This is a genomic window from Pantoea sp. SO10 (assembly GCF_005281435.1).
In the GTDB taxonomy this organism is placed as follows: domain Bacteria; phylum Pseudomonadota; class Gammaproteobacteria; order Enterobacterales; family Enterobacteriaceae; genus Pantoea; species Pantoea leporis.
The window spans coordinates 688,441-709,319 of sequence record NZ_CP040096.1 but is presented as its reverse complement, the minus strand read 5'-3'; the positions used below and the strand labels follow the sequence as shown (position 1 = coordinate 709,319).

Genomic DNA, 20,879 nt, shown 5'->3' with positions numbered 1-20,879 from the left:
TGATTCGGCGCTTGACTGATCACCATTACGCCATAAATGACGACCCACGACGTAAAATCACTGTTCTATGCTGGTCAGCAACGCATTTTGAATAATTCTTTGCGCTTTTAGCGGGTTTTGCTCACGCTGCGCTTCCTGCAACGTGGCGATATCCAGCTTATCCAGCGCGCGATAGATATGTTTGAGGAAGCGAATCGACAGATTGGCGGCTTCAACATGATCTTCACGGAACGGGAATTGATCAAGCTGCCACACGCCGTCCCAGTTATTGATCTTCAGAACATAGAAGAACTCAAAAATCTCGGTCATGTGCACGGTACCGACCACCAAATCGTCATCCCAGCCGCGCAGGTTGTCGTTGACGTCCATACCAAATAGCCGACCACGATCGATAATCAGCTGGGCGGAATCCGCTGGGGATTCACCGGCAAACAGTGCATGACCAAAATCGAGCAGCACGCCAACGTTATCCAGCCCAATATCCTCAATGCCAAGCAGCGTACGCGCAGCTGAATCCCAGGTCATTTTCACGCGTGGTTCACGCGGTTTATATTCGATAGCAAATTTGACGTCTGGATTGGCGCTCGCCAGTTCGCGCATACCCTCCACGGCCATCTTCCACAGGTTTTTATGATCGACCTGGAACGGATAATCCCAGCCATCCTGACCCGGCCAGACTTTCACGTAGTTAGCCCCCAGCTCACGCACTACGGTGGCGGCTTCGTGCATTAAATCAAATGCCTGTTGGCGAATGGTGGCATCGGGATTGGTGAAAGCACCGCGTGAAAAGCGGCGCAGATAAATTTCTGGCGTCACGCCAATCGCTTTCAATCCGGCATCGGCGAGCGCTTGTTTAACCTGCGCTACGGTCACGCCTTCGGTGAAGGGATAGGGCACATCAACATAGGAAAGGTCCTCGACGCTGCCAGCGAGTTTAATCTGATCAAGGGTGCTAAGCGCTGGCCCGTAACCATCTACGGCGTAGCGATCGATATAGTTGGCGAAGTGCCACAATCCGGCACCAAATTTCGGATACGTGTAGGAACTCATTAGACCTTCTCCTCAGATGATTGTGTCATTGAATATATATTCATATATGGTTATATATTCCATTCTGCGCCTCGGCGTGCGCAGTTAACCAGCAATCATTGACGGAAATGCAACCGTAATCACACAATATTCGATGCCATGCCCCTTTGTTCAAACCGGTTTGCTGTGATATCCCATCCGGCTTAACCGGCTGAATAACTCTTTATTGTTGGCGCAGTTGAGCTTGCGAATAATACTCTGCCGATGATGGCTGATGGTTTTACAACTGAGATGCAGTTTGTATCCAATATCGGTGAGATTGCTGGTTTGCCCCAGCATGCGCAATAAGCCGAACTCCCGCGCTGAAAGGGTTTGCTTGGTGCGGCGAACACCCGCCTCAAATTCTGTAGCCAACGGTAAACCTAATACAGCATCAGAAAGCGCTTTCAGACTGCACTTTTTCGAAAGAAAAGTAACACCTGGCAGCAAACTGACCACATAGCTTATGACCGCTTTCTCATGCAAATCGGTTAGCACGATAATCCGCGTGTCTGGAGAAGTTCGTTGGACTTTTAGCAATAATTCGGTAAAGAATTGCACATCGCGGCCATAAGCGGTTAATTCACTGATGAGCAAATCCGTTCCTGCGATCTTACTCAGCGCTGAGTCAATATCGTCACTATCTATATTTTTTACATGAATAAATTTCGCGGAAAAATAACGCGAAATCCCTTCAGTAATCCATTTGTTATTGTCTATCAGCGTCAATGACAACATAGTTATCCCCATCTTTATTATGCCGGCATTAAAGCGCGATCCCGACGCTATGAATATCGGACTGGGGAAGGGAGGTTTGTACGAAATTTCCCAAATTCACGATTACAGATTTAAAGGCATGTCAGTTTTGTTGAGATATAACCGCTGGGTGAACGTATGGCCGCGCTGGGCGTTAGCCTTGCATCGGGCTTGCCACTGGAAAAAATGTGCAACGGAAATAAGAACATGAAGCGATGCACAGCCAGGAAAAGCAGCGGGTGGTATATCAGCCTGGCGCGTTTCATTTGCTGTTGGGTAAAATAGCCGACATAGTTAACTGGCGCAGCAGCTGGATATTTCTGAAGAGCCACCGTATGCGATGACGCTGGTGTAGGCTCTTGATAAAGTGGAGGAATGATGGAATTAGAAACAACCCGACTGCGGCTGGAACCCTTTGAGCTGGCGCATTTTAACGGACTGCGAGCGATGGAAAGCGATCCGGAAATTATGCGTTACATCAGCAATGGCGTAGTTAAAACGCCAGAAGAGACCCTGACGAGTATCGAACGCGTTCAATCGCGCTGGCAACAATATGGTTTTTCCTGGTGGGCGATGCGGGAAAAAGAGTTTGGCGAAATCGTCGGTGCTTGCTGTCTGCAGCATTTAGCCAATCAGGATGGTGCGCCATTGGAAATTGGCTGGCGTCTCAATGCCAATTATCACGGCAAAGGTTTTGCCACCGAAGCCGCGCAGGCGATAGTTAAGTTTGCGGTAGAAAAGGTTGGCGTTAAATATTTGGTTGCGGTGGCCGATCCTGAAAATACCGCTTCGCAAAAGGTGATGCAGCGGCTGGGTATGACCTACAAAGCGATTGAGCAACATTACGATGTGCCTTGCGTGGTGTATGAGCTTCATCTTTAGGCATTCGTGAACAAGTGCCATCAACATTATATGTCATATTCCAATTCTGCTTATTTTACAGGATTGGAATATGAAAGAGCACGATATTGGTTTTAGCCACATAGCGCTGCAAGTGAGAGATATAGAACGCAGCATCGATTTCTATCAACGTTACGCAGGGATGCAGGTGATCCATGAGCGGGCACCAGGCATTGCAGAAGCGCAAAAAGTCGCATGGCTTTCTGATTTAACGCGTCCATTTGCGTTGGTGTTGGTGCAATCTCAAACCACAGTGGATACGCCTCTGGGTCCGTTTGGTCATATTGGCGTTGCATGTGACAGTAAAGAAGAGATTGATGCCAGGGTTGCTCAGGCTGAATGCGAAGGTGTGTTACGCCGCCCAGCGCAACAATCAGCCGCTCCCGTCGGTTATTGGGCATTCTTCGCCGATCCCGATGGCAACACGCTTGAACTTTCATATGGCCAAAAGATTGGCCTTGAGATTATTACCAGCCGCCTTAACGCGGGTGTTTAACGTTAAACGTCACTTGAAAGGGTGACGGTTGATATCGGGTTTAGACGTGGTATGAGTGCGCGATGAGATGCTTGATTTAACATAATCATGATTATGCGCACTTAAGTTGTGGGTGCTATTTGATAATGTCACCTGCTGGTTTACATTGATGACGCGACCGGTCGTCTGATGCACCTGCGCTTCTGCCAGAGTGAATCGGCCTTTGATTACATGATGGCCACGCGCGTTTTGCCCTTTATCCCAATACCCGCCATGTACCTGAAAAAGTACGAGCGTTCATCGATTTTTTACAGAGCAGAGTTGGAAGCCCCCAATAAAACTGATGCGAGGAGCATCAAACGACTCAATGACCATGCACTGTCAACCCGACCAACCGAACCACAATCGGGCGCACTACCAGTATGCAAACAAAAGCCGCGGGCATCGCAACTTGATATGCATTCATCACATTTTCCATATAATGCGGCCCGATGCCAAATTCGGCGAAAGTAATGACCAGGCTCATCAGAAACGCCATGATAGTCGCCATATACAGCGCGAAGATGTAAGGTGAAACGTGCTTTGGCAGGCGGGTGCGGGCGGTATTTTTCTCGGTTGCTGTTGTCATAGCGTGATCCTTTTCAGTAAGTTTAAGCAAAACAGCCACTAACCTATCAAGTGAATCAGGATGCGAGTAGAACGCTTCTGCTTTAATCATTATTAAGTAAAAGTAACGAATCACGCATTGAGGGATCTATGGATTTACTGGGGTTGATCAACACTTTTATTCGCGTAGTTGAGAACGGCAGCATTGCCGCCGCCGCGCGGGCGAAAGGAATGAGTCCAGCAGCGGTAAGCCAAAGTGTCGCGCGTCTGGAGACACATTTGGGTGTGCGGCTGCTTTCACGCACTACCCGCAGCATGACGTTAACCGAAAGCGGGAAACGCTATTTCGAAAAAGTCCGACACATTCCCCATGATATTGACCTTGCCTCGCAGGCCGCAGCGATTGAAACCAAACCGCAGGGTTCGCTTTGCATCGCCACCACGGCGGCATTTGGCAGACACGTTCTCGCTCCACTGATGCCTGCCTTTAAACAAACTTACCCCGATATTGATATCGAACTGATCAGTACCGATCGCAATGTTGACCACCGCCTGGAAGGCGTTGACGTCAGTATTCGTATTGAGGCGCAACTGAACGATCAATTGATCGCCCGCAAAATTGCCTCATTACCCTTTATCTTCTGCGCGGCACCCGCTTATCTGGCGCGTGCGGGCATCCCTAAAACCCCTGAAGAGCTGAGCCAGCACGCCTGTTTGGTTTTCCGCTATCCAACCGATGGACGCTTTCTTCCGTGGACGTTTATGGTCGGTGGCCAGCCGGTGAATGCAAAGCTCAACCCAGAATTCATCAGCGATGATATTGATATCATCGCGAAAATTGCCGAAAACGGCGGTGGAATTGCCCGGCTGGCGAGTTTTATTGCTCAGCCGTTGCTCGAGAGTGGTCAACTAATACCTTTATTCCACTCAGATCAAGGTGAGAAAAGCGACGTAGTGGCTTCACCGATGAATATTTATGCCTGCGTCAACGAGCGTTCGGCGCTGAATGCAAAGGTAAGAGCGTTTATTGCCTTTCTGGAACAACAACTCGCCGAAAGCGTTGATTAACTCCATAATATTGAGTGTTAAAGTCATTTTTGGACGTTAAGCCACAATATGCTGGATTTAACTCTTAGCAAACCCGAAGAAATCGTCAAGCTGTTGAGCGGATGAAGCAGGCGGATGTCGCGGCCAGAGCGGGATTAGCGCTCGGGCAACAGGAAACTGAACTCACGCCAGGGCAGGCAGGCGATATCATCGATAATTACTGTTCGGTTGCATCTGGCTTTGCCCGCAAAGCGGTCGATATGTTCCCAGAGCAAATCACTGCGGAAACGCTGCGCTTTCTCCAGGCGCGCATTGACGAAAATATCAAAAACCTGGCGAAATAGTTAGCCGCTGCGGCCCCAGAAAAGCGCTTTTTCTCGGGCTATTCACCGCCCTAACCTGCTTTTATTACTCCCGCTCATTAACCCATTTAGTGATTACGGATAATGCTTTCGCAGATGCCGACTATGCTTACCCTTCTAAAACCATACAAAAATAAGTTGTACCCCAACATTTAACCCTTTTACTGGAGGTTTGGCATGAGCAGCCAACACTTAACAACACCTGTGCCGTCAATGGTGCCGATCAGCTTCAAAGTCAACGGTATACAGCAGCAATTAAACGTTGATACCCGCACCACGCTGCTGGATGCATTGCGTGAGCACCTGCATTTGACCGGCACCAAAAAAGGCTGCGATCACGGCCAATGTGGTGCCTGTACGGTGATGGTCAACGGACGTCGCATCAACGCGTGCCTGACATTAGCGGTAATGCAACAGGATGCGGAAATCACCACCATTGAAGGTTTGGGAAATCCGGATGAGCTGCATCCCTTGCAGGCGGCGTTCATCAAACATGATGGTTACCAGTGCGGCTACTGCACGCCTGGGCAAATATGTTCATCGATGGCGGTGCTGGAAGAGATCAAAGCGGGCATTCCCAGCCACGTCACCCACGATCTGGTTTCCGCGCCCAACGTGACTGCGGATGAAATCCGTGAGCGCATGAGTGGCAATATCTGCCGCTGCGGTGCCTATTCCAACATTCTTGCGGCGATTGAAGAGTACGCGGAGGGCCTGGAATCATGAAAGCTTTCACTTACCAGCGGGTCAAAACCCCGGCTGAAGCCGCTACCAGCGCTCAGCAACATACTAATGCCAAATTCATCGCCGGCGGCACCAATCTGCTCGATCTGATGAAGCTGGAGATTGAGACGCCCGCGCATCTTATTGATGTGAATGGTCTTGAGCTGGACAAAATCGAGGCCACAGCCGATGGCGGATTACGCATAGGCGCGTTGGTGCGTAACACCGATCTGGCGGCCGATGCGCGTATTCGCCGTGATTATGGCGTGCTGTCGCGCGCGTTAGTGGCTGGCGCTTCCGGCCAGTTACGTAATCAGGCGACCACCGCGGGGAATCTGCTGCAGCGCACGCGTTGCCCCTATTTCTATGACACCAACCAACCGTGCAACAAACGTTTACCCGGCAGCGGCTGTGCGGCGCTGGATGGCTTCAGTCGCCAGCATGCGTTGGTCGGAACCAGCCAGGCCTGTATCGCCACCCATCCGAGCGATATGGCGGTGGCGATGCGTTTGCTGGATGCGATTATCGAAACGGTCAGCCCGGATGGGCGAGAGCGCAAAATCCCGATTGCTGAATTTTATCGTGCGCCTGGCAATACGCCGCATCTGGAAACCGTGCTCACTCCTGGCGAGCTGATTGTGGCCGTTTCACTGCCGGCCCCGCTGGGCGGCACACACATTTACCGCAAGGTGCGCGACCGCGCGTCCTACGCTTTTGCGCTGGTCTCTGTTGCCGCCATCATTCAGCCGGATAAATCCGGTCGCGTGGCGCTCGGTGGCGTGGCACATCAGCCGTGGCGGCTGGAAGAGGCGGATAACGCGGTGATTCAGGGCGCGCAGGCGGTGAGCGATCGGCTGTTCGCCACTGCGCAACCCACCGCTGAAAACGAGTTCAAGATCATTCTGGCGCAGCGAACGCTCGCTTCCGTATTGGCAGAAGCGAGAGGATAACGCATGAAATTCGAAAAACCCGCAGGCAATAACCCGATTGATCAGCTCAAGGTGGTCGGTCAGCCACTCAATCGTATCGACGGCCCGCTGAAAACCTCCGGCCTGGCGCATTACGCCTACGAATGGCATCACGAAGCGCCCGATGCGGCGTACGGCTATGTGGTCGGCGCGCCGATCGCCAAAGGAAAAATCACCGCCATTGATGTGCAGGCAGCGCAAAATGCGCCGGGCGTGTTAGCGGTGGTAACGGCTAACAACGCGGGAAAACTGGGCAAAGGCGATAAAAATACCGCTCGCCTGTTGGCCGGCGACACCATCGAACACTATCACCAGGCCGTCGCACTGGTCGTGGCGGAGACGTTTGAGCAGGCGCGTGCTGCGGCCAGTTTAGTGAAGGTGGATTATCAGCGTGAGCGCGGCGCTTATGATCTCGCGCAGCAAAAGCCGGGCGTTACCTCCGCGCCCGAAGATACGCCAGATAAGTCCGTGGGTGATTTCGCCGGTGCGTTTGCTGCCGCTGACGTCAAGCTGGATGCGCACTACACCACGCCTGACCAAAGCCACACCGCGATGGAACCGCACGCCTCGATGGCGACATGGCAAGGCGATAAACTCACCGTCTGGACCTCGAATCAGATGATCGGCTGGTGCCGCACCGATCTGGCCGCCACGCTCAACATGCCGATGGAGAAGATCCGTATCGTGTCGCCTTATATTGGCGGCGGCTTTGGCGGCAAGCTGTTCCTGCGCAGCGATGCGGTGTTAGCGGCGTTGGGTGCGCGCGCGGTTAAGCGTCCGGTCAAAGTGATGCTGCCTCGGCCATTAATCGCCAATAACACCACACATCGACCGGCCACCATTCAGCACATCCGCATCGGCACCGATAAAGCCGGCAAGATTCAGGCCATCGCGCATGAAAGCTGGTCGGGGAACCTGCCGGGTGGCACACCTGAAACTGCCGTGCAGCAAACGGAACTGCTTTACGCCGGTGCTAACCGCTTTACCGGATTACGACTGGCGACGCTGGATCTGCCCGAAGGTAACGCCATGCGCGCACCGGGTGAAGCGCCTGGACTCATGGCGCTTGAAATTGCCATCGATGAAATAGCGGAAAAAGTGGGCATTGATCCGATCGCCTTCCGCATCCTCAATGATACGCAGGTCGATCCGGCCAAACCCGAGCGCCCTTTCTCACGCCGCCAGCTGGTTGAGTGCCTGAATACCGGCGCCGAGCGCTTTGGCTGGTCACGACGCAACGCCAAACCGGCAATGGTCAAAGAGGGACGGTGGCTGGTCGGCATGGGTGTTGCGGCCGGTTTTCGTAACAACATGGTGGCGCCTTCCGGTGCGCGTGTGCATCTCGACAATAAAGGCATCATCACCGTTGAAACCGACATGACCGACATCGGCACCGGCAGCTATACCATCCTCGCGCAAACGGCGGCGGAGATGATGGGCGTGCCGATTGAGCGTGTGGCGGTTCATTTAGGCGATTCAGACTTCCCGGTTTCTGCCGGTTCCGGCGGACAATGGGGCGCGAACACCTCAACTTCCGGTGTTTACGCCGCCTGCGTGAAATTGCGTGAAGCGGTCGCCAGCAAACTGGGCTTTGATGCGCAACGCGCTACCTTCAGCGACGGTCAGGTGCATGACGGAAACCAGAGCGCGCCGCTCGCCCAGGCCGCAGCTGAAGCCACCATCACCGTGGAAGACACCATCGAGTTTGGCGATCTTGACGAGCAATATCAGCAATCCACTTTCGCCGGACACTTCATTGAAGTCGGCGTGGACGTCGCTACCGGTGAAGTGCGCGTGCGGCGCATGCTGGCGGTTTGTGCCGCCGGACGCATTCTCAATCCCAAAACGGCGCGCAGTCAGGTGATTGGTGCCATGACGATGGGCCTTGGCGGCGCGTTGATGGAGGAGCTGTTCGTCGATGAACGCCTCGGTTATTTCGTCAACCACGATATGGCGGGCTACGAAGTGCCGGTTCACGCCGATATCCCGCAGCAGGAGGTGATTTTCCTTGATGACACCGATCCCATCTCCTCACCGATGAAAGCAAAGGGCGTGGGTGAACTGGGCTTGTGCGGCGTCAGCGCGGCAATCGTCAATGCCATTTACAACGCCACCGGCGTACGCGTGCGCGACTATCCGGTGACGCTGGATAAGTTACTTAAAGGCTTGCCTGCCCTTGTCTAAAGTTGAGGAGAAGCGCATTGCAGCAGCTACTGATTGATGACGATCTGCAACCGCAGATCAAGCCGCAGCAGGCTTTGCAGACCGATGACAGTGAAAGCATCCTGCGCTTCGCGCTTGAAGCAATGGAGGCAGATTCCGCTGCCGTGCTGGTCACGCTGGTTGAGATTCGCGGTGGCGCGGCGCGGGCATTGGGTGCGCAGATGGTGGTGCGGGAAGATGGCCGCTATTGCGGCTATGTTTCCGGCGGCTGCGTGGAAGCGGCGGCGGCTTATGAAGCGTTGCAAGTCATCGCCACTGGTAAAGATCGCTTTGTGAGATATGGCGAAGGATCGCCTTATCTGGATATTGTGCTGCCCTGTGGCGGCGGCATCACGCTGGCTTTCCATCAGCTACGTGACGCGCAACCGCTGAGAAACGTGCTGGATTTGCTGGCAACGCGTCAACCCGCAGCGCTGCGCTATCTGCCGACGTTTCAGCGGCTGGCGAGCGCTGCTTGCACTGAGATAACCGGCTGGCAGGAGGATGCCTTTATCACCGGCTATCTGCCAAAAACACGCGTGGCGGTATATGGACGTTCAGTCGAAGCGCTGGCGACGGCGTCGATTGCGCAGGCCGCTGGTTACGAGGTGCTTTCTGGCGAGGATGTGCAGGCGCAGGCCGTTGATCCCTTTACGGCGGTGATTTTGCTGTATCACGATCTCGATCGCGAACTCCCAGTACTTCTGGCAGCGCTGCGTTCTGCACCCTTCTATATCGGAGCATTGGGAAGTCGGCGCACGCATGCAACGCGCGTTAAGAAACTGCTGTCGCTAGGGTTTAGTGAGGAAGAGATTGCGCGCATCAAAGCGCCGATTGGCATTTTTGCCCAGGCGCGCGATGCGCGCACGCTAGCGCTATCAATTGTTGCGGATGTCGCGGCGGCTCGGCTCAACGTGGTTTAGCCACCACATCGAAATCGCGCTGTACAGCAGCATCCGCTTCAAAGGTGACCAGTAAGCGCGGTTCCAGCAGCGCTCTGGCACCTTCATCGCCCTGCAAATTGCGTAACGCCTCAGCGTAGCATCCAGCAAACCCGACCGGATGGCCGGGTTTACCTTTATAGGTAAGACGCACCTGCGCCGCGCCCTTTTCTAACGCCTCTTTTACTTGCCAATAATGATCCACCGTTAGCCACGGCATATCTCCCAGCGTAATGATCCATCCGTTCCAGTGAGCGGTCATCGCCACACCCGCCGCAATGGATTCGCCGCTGCCGCCACTTTCACACAGCACAAGCTGCACGCCTGCCTTTACTGCATGCTGGCGCACCACCAGATAGTCGGGACGCGTCACCAGCGCCACCGGCACCCCGCTCAGCGTTGCCTGTTCAATCACCGTTTCAATTACCGTCGGCGCATCGTCGTTTATGCTGGCCAGCAACTTATTGCCGCTGCCGCCGCTGGCGATATAACGCGAACCTTTACCTGCCGCGAGGATGAGAATACCGGGCGTTGCTGAATCCATAGAAGTTTTAAACCTTGCGTTACCATCGATTGTTAATGAAATTATAGCTAATCCTATGATTTACAATAGATATTAACAAAAAATAGCCAATCCAAATTACATTGACTTCAATCTAATTTATGTCAATATATTCACGTTTTTCAGTCTCAATGACTGCAACTCTGCCTTAAAAATAGTGGTGATATGAAAGAGTTAAACGATGAAGTTTGCTGTGTAGGTCCAGAGAGTGAAGCGCCGGTGACTGTTGACCAGTTTCTCTGCTTCGCGCTCTATTCCGCGTCCCTTGCGATGACCAAACTTTATCAGTCGCGACTGAAACCACTGGGTTTGACCTATCCGCAGTATCTGGTGCTGCTGGCGCTGTGGGAAAAAGACCATGTCACCGTTTCTGAATTGGGCGCGCGCGTGCAGCTGGATTCAGGCACGCTCAGCCAGCTTTTAAAACGACTGGAGCAGGCTGGCATTATCAGTAGAAAACGCGATGTCGGTGGCGATGAGCGCAGAGTGTTGATCTCCGTCACTGAGCAGGGACAAGAATTAAAGATCGCGGCGGCCGGCGTTCCGGCTGGCATGGTGTCAGTGATGGATACGCCTTATGAAGAACTGGCCGATCTCACTGCACGTGTAACCACGCTGCGCCAGAAACTGATCAATGCCCTGCCCTAAGGGCGCGAAATAATACATTCCTATGAATGCTTTGGAGCAAGCTGAAAAATGTTAATTAGCAAAGGGATTAAGGAGAAGGTGATGTCAGACGAGAAAGCGGAAAATATGGATGACATTCATGCTGTCATTGGTCACGCCGTGTCATGCCTGCTTAAATCCGATCAACCTTTGCAACTTGACCACATTACTGCGCTATTGAAGCAGCAAGAAGAAGCCGCGCCCGTTCAGCTCAAGCAGGATTATGTCAACGCGATGAGTAAGATTGCGGAAAAGTGTTTAGCGTCGTAATCAGTGCTTTTTCTGATTCGGGATATTAGCATGCTTCTCACTACTAAAATCTTGTCCGTCGCGTTGCGTGCTGGTCCTGACGCTATGATTTCTGACATCCGCCAGTGCGCGTTGGCAGGCAACTCGCCTGTAGCTTTCCTCTTCTGTTTCCGCCTTCTCTTCAAGTTTGGCTATCAGCGCCGCAGAGGATACTGCAACCTGGTCTTCTAAAAGAGCAAGCAGCGCCTCACCAATCATTCGGTCCTTCATCTGTTCATCATAACTGCTGGTCATTTAATTCTCTGTGTAGTCATATTTACTCAAGCTTAAGAGTTATTAACCAATGGCGTTGTTATCTTGAGAAAATCAACGTGCGTCAGTCAGGTTAAGAGAAAACAATTGTTTTGTAAAATCCAATCTAATTCAGCAGCGCTATCAGCAAGTCCTGCCGCATAAAAATGATCGCCGCGGCGCGATGACATTCCCCGATAAAAACAAGCTCATCCAACTTGATTAAAGATAAGAAAAGTCTTAGTGGCCTCGCGTACGTTTTCATGGCGAAAAATCACCACGGGAAATAATTAGTATGAAAGCCGCAAACCCTGCTTTTCTCACCTCACTTTGCTTTACTGTTATCGGTTAGGATGCAGCGAAATTGAAAATCTATCAGTTCAGAAAATTCACTTTTAATGTGAAGAATCATGAAGTCACCTGCGACGGCAAGATGATGGCGGAGATAGCCACCACCGACTCTGCGCGTGTTATGCAAGGCGATGGATTGACCGTCATTTTCTATCACTATTTTCCGGAAAAAGCGGCGGTGATGAAGGATGGCCAGTTTGTCGATTGGGCCAGACTGAAACGTTAACGATAATGCGGGCAGCAAGGAGGCTGCACTCTCTTCTACAGGCGTGATAAACACTCGTTAGCGCATTCCATTAGTCTGTGACTTTTATCAATGATTAATAATGTTAAATAAGCCGATTAAAAAGCGTTCACTAAACCGCATTAGGGTATTGCGCTAAAATATCTTTGTTTACAGTTTATAACGGTAGGATTTATTCCATTTACTAAACTGGAAGCGTGTATTTACACGCTATTAACTTTATAAGGAATAAATCCAGTGCGTAAATTTTCTCTGATTGTATTAACTGCGGGCGTGCTGCTGTCGGTCACTTCTCAGGTCGAAGCGAAGGGCTGCATCAAAGGAGCGGTTGTCGGCGGCGTGGCGGGCCACGTGGCGCATCACGGCGTTGCGGGTGCAGCAGCGGGTTGTGCGGTTGGTCACCATATGGCGAACAAAAAGCAGAAAGAAGCGGACAGCAAACAGCAGCAATCTAAGTAATTCCCTGAGCTGCCTGTGCAAACAGGCAGCTGTAACACGCGTTATAAACGCTTTTGCGAATCCGCATCAAACAGCATCGCGCGATCCGCATCAATGGTCACCGGCAGAATATCCCCCGCCTGTGCGCCAGAACGTTGCGTGGTGAACAGCATAATGTCGTGCCCTAACAGCGATCCATGAATCAGCTCGGATAATCCCGTCGGCTCCACCAGCGACACTTCTAACGGCAGCGCATTCATCGCGCCCGCTTCGGCAATCGCCACGTTTTCGGGGCGGATACCGTAAATTACCGCTCGCCCAGCCTGATGCTGCGACCAATGCTGATTCAACGGCAGCTGTGCGCTATCGCCAATACGCACGCCCTGCGCGGTCATCATGCCATTGATGAAGTTCATTGATGGCGAGCCAATAAAGCTGGCGACAAACTTGTTCGCCGGTGTGTCATACAGCTCGAGCGGCGTACCGACCTGCTGAATCACACCGTTGTTCAGCACCACAATGCGATCCGCCAGCGTCATGGCCTCAACCTGATCGTGCGTCACGTACACAATGGTGTTGTTCATCTGCTGGTGCAGCTTCTTGATCTCGACGCGCATCTGACCGCGCAGCTGCGCATCCAGGTTCGACAGCGGTTCATCAAACAGAAACACCTGCGGCTGACGCACGATGGCGCGTCCCATGGCCACACGCTGGCGCTGACCGCCGGATAACTCTTTGGGTCGGCGATCAAGCAGATGCGTCAGGCTGAGAATTTCCGCCGCACGCCTCACCTTCTCTTCAATTTCCGTACGCGGACGCTTCTGAATTTCCAGGCTGAAGCCCATATTGCGCGCCACAGTCAGATGCGGATAGAGCGCGTAGCTTTGAAACACCATCGAGATATCGCGATCTTTGGGTGCCACATCGTTCATTAGCTGGTTGCCGATACGGATATCGCCGCCGGTTGCCAGCTCCAGCCCAGCGATGGTGCGCAGCAGCGTCGATTTACCGCAGCCGGAAGGTCCCACCAGCACCACGAATTCGCCGTCTTTGATGGTGAGGTTAATATCGCGCAGCACCTCAACGTTGCCATAGCGCTTATCAATCTGTTTGAGCGTGATTTCAGCCATGATTTACCCCTTAACCGCACCGGCGGTGAGTCCCTGAACCAAATAGCGTTGAATAAAGGCGAAGAACAGACAGGCCGGAATCAGCGCCAGCACCACCGCCGCCATCATCTCGCCCCAGGAAACGGCAAATTTCGACACGAAGCTGAGCAGCCCAACCGGGAAGGTCATCACTTCGTTTTTGTTGATCAGCATCAGCGAGAACAGCAGCTCGCTCCACGCTGCGGTAAACACAAAGCCCAATGTGGCCGCCATGCCCGGCAAGGTTAGCGGCATCAGCACGCGATACAGCGCCTGAAAACGCGTGCAGCCTTCCAGCATCGCCGACTCCTCCAGATCCTTGGGAATCGCATCAAAGAAGGATTGCATCAGGAAGGTGGCAAACGGCACGTTGAACGCGGTGTAGATCAGAATCAGCCCCAGCAAGCTGTTGGTCAGGCCCAGCGGCGCCATCACCTTGTAAATCGGTGCGATGATCATCACCAGCGGAAACATCTGCGTGAACAGCAGCAGCCCGGCGGTCAGCACTTTGCCGCGAAACTGAAAGCGCGAAAAGGCATAGCCGGCCGCAGCGGCAATCAGGGTGGTAAGAAACGCGGTGCTAAACGAGACAATCAGGCTGTTGGTAAAAAAGGTCGGGAAATCACTGTCGGTCAGCACTTTTTTGAAATGACCAAAGGTCACGCCGCTCGGCAGCAGCGTTACGCCCTGACTAAACAACAGTTGGTCCGGCGTCAGCGAGATTTTGATGATCCAATACAGCGGAAACAGCGCGAACAGCAGATACGCCGCAATACTCAGGCGATGGCCAATCAGCGGTAAGAGTCGCATCGTCGCCTCCTATTTCAGCAGCTGATGACGGATGCGCAGCAACACCAGCGCATAACAGGTCATCAGCAGTAACAGAAACACCGCCATCGCTGAGGCATAGCCAAAGTCGAGCTTGCGATAGGCGGTGGTGAAGATGTAGCTGGAGAGAATCGAGGTCGATCCCGCCGGACCGCCATCGGTCATCACCACAATGAGATCGGCAAAATTGGCGATCCAGATGGTGCGCAGCATCACGGTGATAGCGATCATCGGTGCCAGAAACGGCAGCGTGACGCGACGAAACTGCTGCCAGCCGCTGGCACCGTCAATCGAGGCCGCTTCGTACAGATCTTTGGGAATAGACTGCAGCGCCGCCAGCAGCGTGATGGCAAAGAACGGAATGCCAAACCAGACGTTGGCGATCACCGGTCCCCACATAGCCAACTGCGGATCGGACAGGATGTTATACGGCTCACTCAGCACGCCCAAATCGCTCAGCCACTGCGGCAGCGGCCCGACGACCGGATTGAACAACCATGACCAGGTCAAGCCAGAGAGAAATGCCGGAACCGCCCACGGCAAGAACACCAGCGCCTGCACCCAACGGCGAAAACGGAATTCACGATTGAGCAGCAGCGCCAGGGCCAAACCGAAAAAGAACTGCAGCAGCAGCGAGCTGAGCGTCCAGTTCAGCGTGTGGCCCAGCGCTTTGAAAAAGCGCCGGTCATTAAACATCTCGCTGAAGTTATCCCAGCCGACCCAACCGGTCTCCAGCGGATTCAGCAGGTTAATGCTCTGAAACGCATAGGAGATGCCGATCGCCATCGGCACAAAGATGAACAAAGCGATCAGCAACAGGCCAGGCGAGAGATACCACCACGGCTCAGCCAGCCGACTCCAGCGGAGGCGGCGGCGCGCCGGACTGTTGGGCAGAGAAGCATCAAGCATCATAATCACACTCCGCGTGGTTAAAGGTTACTGCGTGGCAAGCCAGGCTTTCTGCTCTTTGCTGAGATAGTTCGCCCAATCTTTCACCATGCTTTCGGTATCGTTCTCACCCAGCAAGGTCTCCTGGCTGCTCTCTTTCACAATCACCGAGTTGAAATAGCCCCAGCCTTTGAGATGGGTTGGCATGGTTAGCGGCACATAGTTAGGATCGTTCAGCTCTTTGAACCAGCCGGCGAACTGCGGCGTTTGGTAGAACGGATCCTGCTCGGCGCCTTTGTAAATCGGCAGCGTGCCGACGAATTTTGACCATGCGAGGTTGTTGGTTTTGTCACTGAGGAAGGTAATCAGCGGCCAGGCGAGATCCTTCTGTTTACCCTGCTTGAACATCGACCAGCCGGTATAGCCAATGGTCGGGAAAGCTTTGCCTGACGGGCCAACCGGCATCGGAGCCACAGCGAAATCATCGGCCGCCATGCTGTTTTTAATGGCGATCAGCGCGTCGGGATCCTGATCGAGCATTGCGCATTTACCTGAATAGAAGCCCGAAACGATCTCATTGAAGCCCCAGTTAACGCTGTCTTTCGAGGCGCCGCCCTTTTGATACATATCCACCAGCAGCTGCGCGCCTTTCATCGCACCCGGCTCGGTCAGCGTGCTGTTACCTTGTTTATCGAAGAACTCCGGCGAACCGTTCATCGCCGCCATAAACATCATCCAGGCGTTGATGCCGCCCACGCCACCGCGCATGCAGTAGCCGCTGATGCCATTCCCCAATTTGCTGATGCGCTGGGCATCGCTGGCGAATTCCTCCATGGTTTTGGGCGGTTCACTCAATCCTGCCTGCTGGAACAGCTTTTTATTCCAGAACAGCGCGCGCAGATAAAAGCCGTACGGCACCATGGTGGCTTTGCCGTTGGCGGCGCGCGCCATGGCCAACGTTTTATCGGTGAGCTGCGGCGTGGCATCCCAGCTTTTCAGGCGCGGCTCGAGGTCTTCCAGCATATTGTTACTGGCATACAATCCTTGCCAGGTATCCGGCATTTCCACCACATCCGGCACCTGACCGCTCTGCAGCATGGTGCCGAGCTTTTCAAACGCCTGGCCCCACGGCAGTGAAATCAGCTCAATCTCCGTGCCGGGATGCTGGGTTTTATACTCATCGAGCATTTTTTGCAGCAGCGCGGTGCGCGGCGGGCTGGTAATCACTTCCACTACGGTAAGCTTGGCGGCGAGGCTGCTCATCGCTGCACTCAAACCCACGGCTAAAACTAATGCTTTCACGGCAAAACGTTGCGTCATGACTTTTCTCCAGTGAGTGATTACGCGCGATTCGCGCTGGCAAGGGCTTGCTGCAAATCGGCCCACAAATCGTTGGTCTCTTCAAGGCCGACCGAGATGCGGATCAGGCGTGGCGAGACGCCGAAATCCACCGCCGAGTTAAATTCACTGGCCTGGTTGATCACCGAAATCGCCGGCATCACCAGACTCTCAAATCCGCCCCAGCTCACGCCCATGTGGAACAGCTCTAGCGAGTTACACAGCTGTGGAATATCCACCTGCTCCGCCACTTCAAAGGCAAACAGACCGCTGTAGCCGCGCAAGGTGGACCACGACTGCGGTTTCAGCCCCGGATGGCAGACGTCGGTCACCAGCGGATGCTCCGCCAGTTTCTCAGCAATAGTCAGCGCGCTTTGGTGATGGTGTTTCATGCGTAGCGGCAGCGTGCGCAGGCCGCGCATCAGCAGTGACGCTTCATGCGCCGAAAGTTTGCCGCCGAGGTAAGGACTGATGTGACGCGTAATGTTGTTGATGTGCTGCTGGCTGGCGATCACCAGACCAGCCACCACATCGCTGTGGCCGCTGATATATTTCGACGCCGAGTGCACCACGATATCGATGCCGCACAGCAGCGGCTGCTGGAAAATCGGTGAAGCCCAGCTGTTATCGATCATGCTGACCACGCCCGCTTCGCGCGCCATCGCGCCGAGCTTATTCAGATTCTGTTCACTCATCACCCAGCTTGAGGGACTTTCCAGATACAGCAGGCTGGCATCCGATAAGGCCGCACCAATTGCAGCTTCGTCATCGCCATCGACAAACTCGGTAACGATGCCAAAGCGCTGGCAGAAGCCACGCAGAAAGCGATAGGTATCGGGATAAACGTGGTTAACGCACACCACTTTTTTACCCGGCGCCACCACGCTGAGAATCGCATTGCTGATCGCCGCCATGCCGCTGCCAAAAGCCAGACAGGCTTCGCCGCCCTCCAGCGCCGCCATCTTGTCCTGCAGCGCTTTTACCGTCGGGTTATCGACGCGCGAATAGAGCGGCTGATCGCTCTCGCCGCGAAAGCGCGCGATCATGCTGTCGTAATCACTGAAGGTGAACAGCGAAGACTGGTAAATCGGCGTAGTGACCGCGCCCATTTCATGGCGTTGATCGTGAGTGAGCAGCGTTTGTTGCGAAATCAACTTATCGTTTGGCATTCATTACATCCTTCATGTCGCGTTCGGTGATATCGAGAATTTGATGGCAGATGGCGCGCGCTGCCATGCAATCGCGCTGGCGGATAGCGTTGAAGAGTTCACGGTGCAGCGGGAAAGAGTCTGAAAACAGCGCCTGTTCCGGTGGTGATTCGAAAAATGCATGAAATGAGTCGTAAATGCCGTTGAGCATTTGTAGCAGCAATGGATTTCCGGCAGCCCGATAGATGCTGGCGTGAAATGCCCAGTCTTCCGCACCGGCAGAACCGATCGCCAGATGCACTTTTTCCATCTCATTAAGACGTTGTTCGATTTCGTTCAGATCGGCAGCCGAGGCACGTTGAGCCGCCAACGCGCAGGATTCCGACTCGATAATGCGGCGCACTTCCAGCGCGTGCAGCATGTTGGCCGAGTCGTTTTTAAAGCGCAGCGATAAGAAGCTGTCGTTGACGCCCACTTCCGCCTGCAAAAAAGTCCCGCTGCCCTTTTTACGCAGAATAATGCCTAGCGCTTCCCAGCGTTTGAGTGCTTCACGCACCGTATTGCGGCTGACGCCAAGCTTCTCCGCCAGCACGCGTTCCGGCGGCAAGCGGCTGCCGGGCTGCGCACCCGACTGCGCCATATAGCGCGTTAGCGCATCGAGAATCAGCGTATCGCTGCGCGGCGTGGAAATAGGATGAAGCTCAGCCGGTATCTGCATGGCAATGCCCTAATTGGTCCAACATCTCTACCAATCGAATAGCAACGCGCGTGCCAGATTATTAATGCGCTGAATTAAATGAATTTTGTGCGGGGTTATAAGTGGACATTATGAGTTTTGCTGGTGCAAATCGAGGGGATTTGCACCAGTTGGGTACGTGGCAAGGGTGTTGATCATCTTGGGGGGGATGTAGCCGTGAGCAACTAACACGCGTTTATTTATTTAAAACCTGCCAGCGTTTATAGACGTCCAGCGCCTGCGGCCGAGGCTGATATTTCATCGGCAAGCGACGTTGTTCAATTGGCTTGCTGTATTCAGCGTAAAAGGTGTCCAGTTCAAAGTATTTACGATCGTCACGGTAATACGTCGAATACTCTTCGCGTTTGGTGATGTATATCACCTGCTTTGGACTGCAATAATAGAGTGCACCCAGACACATTGGACAAGGGCTGGCAAGAATGTAAATGTCGCAGTCGGTGAGGTTTTCGCTGCCTGATTCACGGCAGGCTTCGCGGATGGCCAGTATTTCAGCGTGAGCCGTGGGATCATTCGTCTGTGCGACCTGGTTTGCGCGCTCAGCCATTACCTTGCCATCGCGAACAATGACTGTTGCAAATGGGCGACCGCCCTCTTCAACGTTTTTCATTGCTAAATCAATCGTGCGTTGTACAAAATCCATTCGTTCCTCGCTTGTATACATAATTAACCATGACATGTTGAGCCTGGTTCAGTTTTGTATAATGCGAAAGCGATGAGCAGGCTAAACGTATACGATTTAACCGTTGAATGAGTAAAAGTTTATTTCTGATGGCGGTGATGGGCAGCACCGCCTTTAAGAGAGTAATAATCTTAATCGCAAGCTCGCATTTTAAGACTAATTACTGAGGACTACCATTGATGAGGGTTACGCAAAAATTCTGCCTGGCTCGGCAAAATTTCAAGATCGCGTTTTCCACAAAAAGCCTGCGACGGCATATTTCCTGTTAACTGCGTAATGTCACGCAGTTTCATTTCACGGTTAACTTTAGGTAACCACTCTTCGAACTGTTTCGCGTAGGAATCTGCCAGATTTTTATCATGGGTGCGCCCGACAAAAAGCTTACTTTTAGCGAGACGGGAAATGTCCGTCGCATATATTTCGTAGAGATCGCCACACTGTACAATTTCAATTGCGGTGAAATGCATATTGGGCCAGAAACTCACTTTTGCTGAAAAATTGCTGTAATTCATAAAATATCACTTATTGTTGGATTTATCTGTGTGCCAGATTATCCTGGTCGGGCCAGTAATTATAACGCCATTCTCATGGCCTGATACTGTCAGATAAATCCTGAACTTTTAAAATTGAATCGCTTTAAAACCCACGTTCTTAATTGTGGGAGATTATCTTAACTGAAAAAGCCGTCATCATCCGGCGTCTTTCCTACCACGATTTGCAGCGTATTCCGCAGGCAATCCTGGAAAATCACATCATTGGTGCTCTCAAGCTCTGCCAGCAGATAGGCAATAATGCTCTTATTGGTAACAGTTTTTTTGTCTTTTATGATAGCGGTGATAATTGAGCCCAATATTTCGGCCTCAGATTTCAGCTTTACAGAACCACAATTGAAATAAGCGATAAAATCGGTACTGATATTCATTTTTTGCATGCGTTTCCCCTGGCGACGTTAGTGCCAGCACTTTATTGAGTAATAAAAAATTAATGGAATAGTCTGAAAAATGAGAACGCAAATGATCTCATTAAGCTGATTGAATTTAATAAAAGGGGAATGTTGTTAATTTTAGAGAAAATGTCTATCAAGAGAGCCTGCTGACGTTTACATTGAGTAGCGTGGGTTTCGGGGTGAAAGAAGTTATGTCACCACTTGATCACAAAAATATACAAACACGGAATAAGAGTACAGAATTTTCTTTTAATAAAACCGCTGTTATTTTAAGCAATTGGAATAAAATCAGCGATAA

26 protein-coding genes are annotated in these 20,879 nt (G+C 52.6%); 12 read left to right on the top strand and 14 right to left on the bottom strand.

Annotation, left to right across the window (positions count from 1 at the left end; translation table 11 throughout):
• Nucleotides 1-57 precede the first annotated feature (57 nt).
• Entirely contained in the window at nt 58-1,050 is a 993-nt protein-coding gene (locus FCN45_RS22805) for a sugar phosphate isomerase/epimerase (protein ID WP_137387399.1), read from the bottom strand.
• 150 nt (nt 1,051-1,200) lie between these two features.
• Nucleotides 1,201-1,806, bottom strand: coding sequence for a response regulator transcription factor (locus FCN45_RS22800; protein WP_168197487.1), 606 nt, complete (start codon nt 1,804-1,806; stop codon nt 1,201-1,203).
• A gap of 396 nt (nt 1,807-2,202) precedes the next feature.
• Here FCN45_RS22800 and FCN45_RS22795 point away from each other — a divergent pair, with 396 nt between their 5' ends.
• A complete protein-coding gene (locus tag FCN45_RS22795) occupies nt 2,203-2,706 on the top strand; it encodes a GNAT family N-acetyltransferase (RefSeq protein WP_137387397.1) in 504 nt (167 codons plus the stop codon).
• Nucleotides 2,707-2,776: 70 nt separating this feature from the next.
• The gene (locus FCN45_RS22790; protein WP_137387396.1) at nt 2,777-3,220 is read left to right on the top strand and encodes a VOC family protein; all 444 of its coding nucleotides are present in this window, start codon (nt 2,777-2,779) and stop codon (nt 3,218-3,220) included.
• Nucleotides 3,221-3,563: 343 nt separating this feature from the next.
• Here the strand turns inward: FCN45_RS22790 and FCN45_RS22785 are convergent, their stop codons facing one another.
• On the bottom strand, nt 3,564-3,827 hold the full coding sequence (locus tag FCN45_RS22785) for a DUF2798 domain-containing protein (RefSeq protein WP_137387395.1): 264 nt from the start codon (nt 3,825-3,827) through the stop codon (nt 3,564-3,566).
• Between the two features lie 128 nt (nt 3,828-3,955).
• On the opposite strand from FCN45_RS22785, the gene FCN45_RS22780 reads away from it, so the two are divergent.
• From FCN45_RS22780 to FCN45_RS22755, 6 genes are all read left to right on the top strand, one after another.
• A complete protein-coding gene (locus FCN45_RS22780) occupies nt 3,956-4,873 on the top strand; it encodes a LysR family transcriptional regulator (RefSeq protein WP_137387394.1) in 918 nt (305 codons plus the stop codon).
• 101 nt (nt 4,874-4,974) lie between these two features.
• Nucleotides 4,975-5,196: a hypothetical protein gene (locus tag FCN45_RS22775; protein ID WP_210421289.1), complete on the top strand. Its 222-nt coding sequence runs from the start codon at nt 4,975-4,977 to the stop codon at nt 5,194-5,196.
• Nucleotides 5,197-5,391: 195 nt separating this feature from the next.
• Complete coding sequence (gene paoA, locus FCN45_RS22770; RefSeq protein ID WP_110866898.1) at nt 5,392-5,940, top strand: aldehyde dehydrogenase iron-sulfur subunit PaoA; 549 nt, start codon at nt 5,392-5,394, stop codon at nt 5,938-5,940.
• On the top strand, nt 5,937-6,887 hold the full coding sequence (locus FCN45_RS22765) for a xanthine dehydrogenase family protein subunit M (RefSeq protein ID WP_137387393.1): 951 nt from the start codon (nt 5,937-5,939) through the stop codon (nt 6,885-6,887). The genes paoA and FCN45_RS22765 overlap by 4 nt, the downstream gene beginning before the upstream one ends.
• 3 nt (nt 6,888-6,890) lie before the next feature.
• The gene (gene paoC, locus FCN45_RS22760) at nt 6,891-9,089 is read left to right on the top strand and encodes an aldehyde oxidoreductase molybdenum-binding subunit PaoC (protein ID WP_137387392.1); all 2,199 of its coding nucleotides are present in this window, start codon (nt 6,891-6,893) and stop codon (nt 9,087-9,089) included.
• Nucleotides 9,090-9,106: 17 nt separating this feature from the next.
• On the top strand, nt 9,107-10,030 hold the full coding sequence (locus tag FCN45_RS22755; protein WP_137387391.1) for an XdhC family protein: 924 nt from the start codon (nt 9,107-9,109) through the stop codon (nt 10,028-10,030).
• Here FCN45_RS22755 and FCN45_RS22750 read toward each other — a convergent pair.
• Nucleotides 10,017-10,592 carry an NTP transferase domain-containing protein gene (locus FCN45_RS22750; RefSeq protein WP_137387390.1) on the bottom strand — a complete coding sequence of 192 codons (576 nt, stop codon included), beginning with the start codon at nt 10,590-10,592 and terminating at the stop codon, nt 10,017-10,019. The genes FCN45_RS22755 and FCN45_RS22750 overlap by 14 nt on opposite strands.
• A gap of 183 nt (nt 10,593-10,775) precedes the next feature.
• Here FCN45_RS22750 and FCN45_RS22745 point away from each other — a divergent pair, with 183 nt between their 5' ends.
• Both FCN45_RS22745 and FCN45_RS22740 read left to right on the top strand, forming a co-directional pair.
• Complete coding sequence (locus FCN45_RS22745; protein WP_137387389.1) at nt 10,776-11,258, top strand: MarR family winged helix-turn-helix transcriptional regulator; 483 nt, start codon at nt 10,776-10,778, stop codon at nt 11,256-11,258.
• Between the two features lie 81 nt (nt 11,259-11,339).
• Nucleotides 11,340-11,546: a hypothetical protein gene (locus FCN45_RS22740; protein ID WP_101761503.1), complete on the top strand. Its 207-nt coding sequence runs from the start codon at nt 11,340-11,342 to the stop codon at nt 11,544-11,546.
• Here the strand turns inward: FCN45_RS22740 and FCN45_RS22735 are convergent, their stop codons facing one another.
• On the bottom strand, nt 11,547-11,819 hold the full coding sequence (locus FCN45_RS22735) for a hypothetical protein (RefSeq protein ID WP_137387388.1): 273 nt from the start codon (nt 11,817-11,819) through the stop codon (nt 11,547-11,549). It abuts the gene before it with no gap.
• Between the two features lie 397 nt (nt 11,820-12,216).
• On the opposite strand from FCN45_RS22735, the gene FCN45_RS23665 reads away from it, so the two are divergent.
• Nucleotides 12,217-12,393, top strand: coding sequence for a hypothetical protein (locus tag FCN45_RS23665; protein WP_158238597.1), 177 nt, complete (start codon nt 12,217-12,219; stop codon nt 12,391-12,393).
• Between the two features lie 255 nt (nt 12,394-12,648).
• Complete coding sequence (locus tag FCN45_RS22730; protein ID WP_101761506.1) at nt 12,649-12,870, top strand: hypothetical protein; 222 nt, start codon at nt 12,649-12,651, stop codon at nt 12,868-12,870.
• Between the two features lie 41 nt (nt 12,871-12,911).
• Here the strand turns inward: FCN45_RS22730 and FCN45_RS22725 are convergent, their stop codons facing one another.
• The 9 genes from FCN45_RS22725 to FCN45_RS22685 form a co-directional block, all read right to left on the bottom strand.
• Nucleotides 12,912-13,979 carry an ABC transporter ATP-binding protein gene (locus tag FCN45_RS22725; protein ID WP_137387387.1) on the bottom strand — a complete coding sequence of 356 codons (1,068 nt, stop codon included), beginning with the start codon at nt 13,977-13,979 and terminating at the stop codon, nt 12,912-12,914.
• A gap of 3 nt (nt 13,980-13,982) precedes the next feature.
• A complete protein-coding gene (locus FCN45_RS22720; protein WP_137387386.1) occupies nt 13,983-14,807 on the bottom strand; it encodes a carbohydrate ABC transporter permease in 825 nt (274 codons plus the stop codon).
• A 9-nt stretch (nt 14,808-14,816) separates the two neighbouring features.
• The gene (locus FCN45_RS22715; protein ID WP_137387385.1) at nt 14,817-15,737 is read right to left on the bottom strand and encodes a carbohydrate ABC transporter permease; all 921 of its coding nucleotides are present in this window, start codon (nt 15,735-15,737) and stop codon (nt 14,817-14,819) included.
• A gap of 24 nt (nt 15,738-15,761) precedes the next feature.
• Nucleotides 15,762-16,976, bottom strand: a complete 1,215-nt coding sequence (locus FCN45_RS22710; RefSeq protein WP_371419617.1) for a sugar ABC transporter substrate-binding protein — start codon at nt 16,974-16,976, stop codon at nt 15,762-15,764.
• A 77-nt stretch (nt 16,977-17,053) separates the two neighbouring features.
• A complete protein-coding gene (locus FCN45_RS22705; RefSeq protein WP_137387383.1) occupies nt 17,054-18,220 on the bottom strand; it encodes a PLP-dependent transferase in 1,167 nt (388 codons plus the stop codon).
• The gene (locus tag FCN45_RS22700; RefSeq protein ID WP_137387382.1) at nt 18,207-18,917 is read right to left on the bottom strand and encodes a FadR/GntR family transcriptional regulator; all 711 of its coding nucleotides are present in this window, start codon (nt 18,915-18,917) and stop codon (nt 18,207-18,209) included. Before FCN45_RS22700 ends, FCN45_RS22705 begins: the two co-directional genes overlap by 14 nt.
• A gap of 214 nt (nt 18,918-19,131) precedes the next feature.
• Nucleotides 19,132-19,596, bottom strand: a complete 465-nt coding sequence (locus FCN45_RS22695; protein WP_137387381.1) for a nucleoside deaminase — start codon at nt 19,594-19,596, stop codon at nt 19,132-19,134.
• Nucleotides 19,597-19,805: 209 nt separating this feature from the next.
• Nucleotides 19,806-20,147, bottom strand: coding sequence for a hypothetical protein (locus FCN45_RS22690; protein WP_137387380.1), 342 nt, complete (start codon nt 20,145-20,147; stop codon nt 19,806-19,808).
• Nucleotides 20,148-20,305: 158 nt separating this feature from the next.
• The gene (locus FCN45_RS22685) at nt 20,306-20,566 is read right to left on the bottom strand and encodes a biofilm/acid-resistance regulator YmgB/AriR (RefSeq protein WP_101761515.1); all 261 of its coding nucleotides are present in this window, start codon (nt 20,564-20,566) and stop codon (nt 20,306-20,308) included.
• Nucleotides 20,567-20,879: the final 313 nt, after the last annotated feature.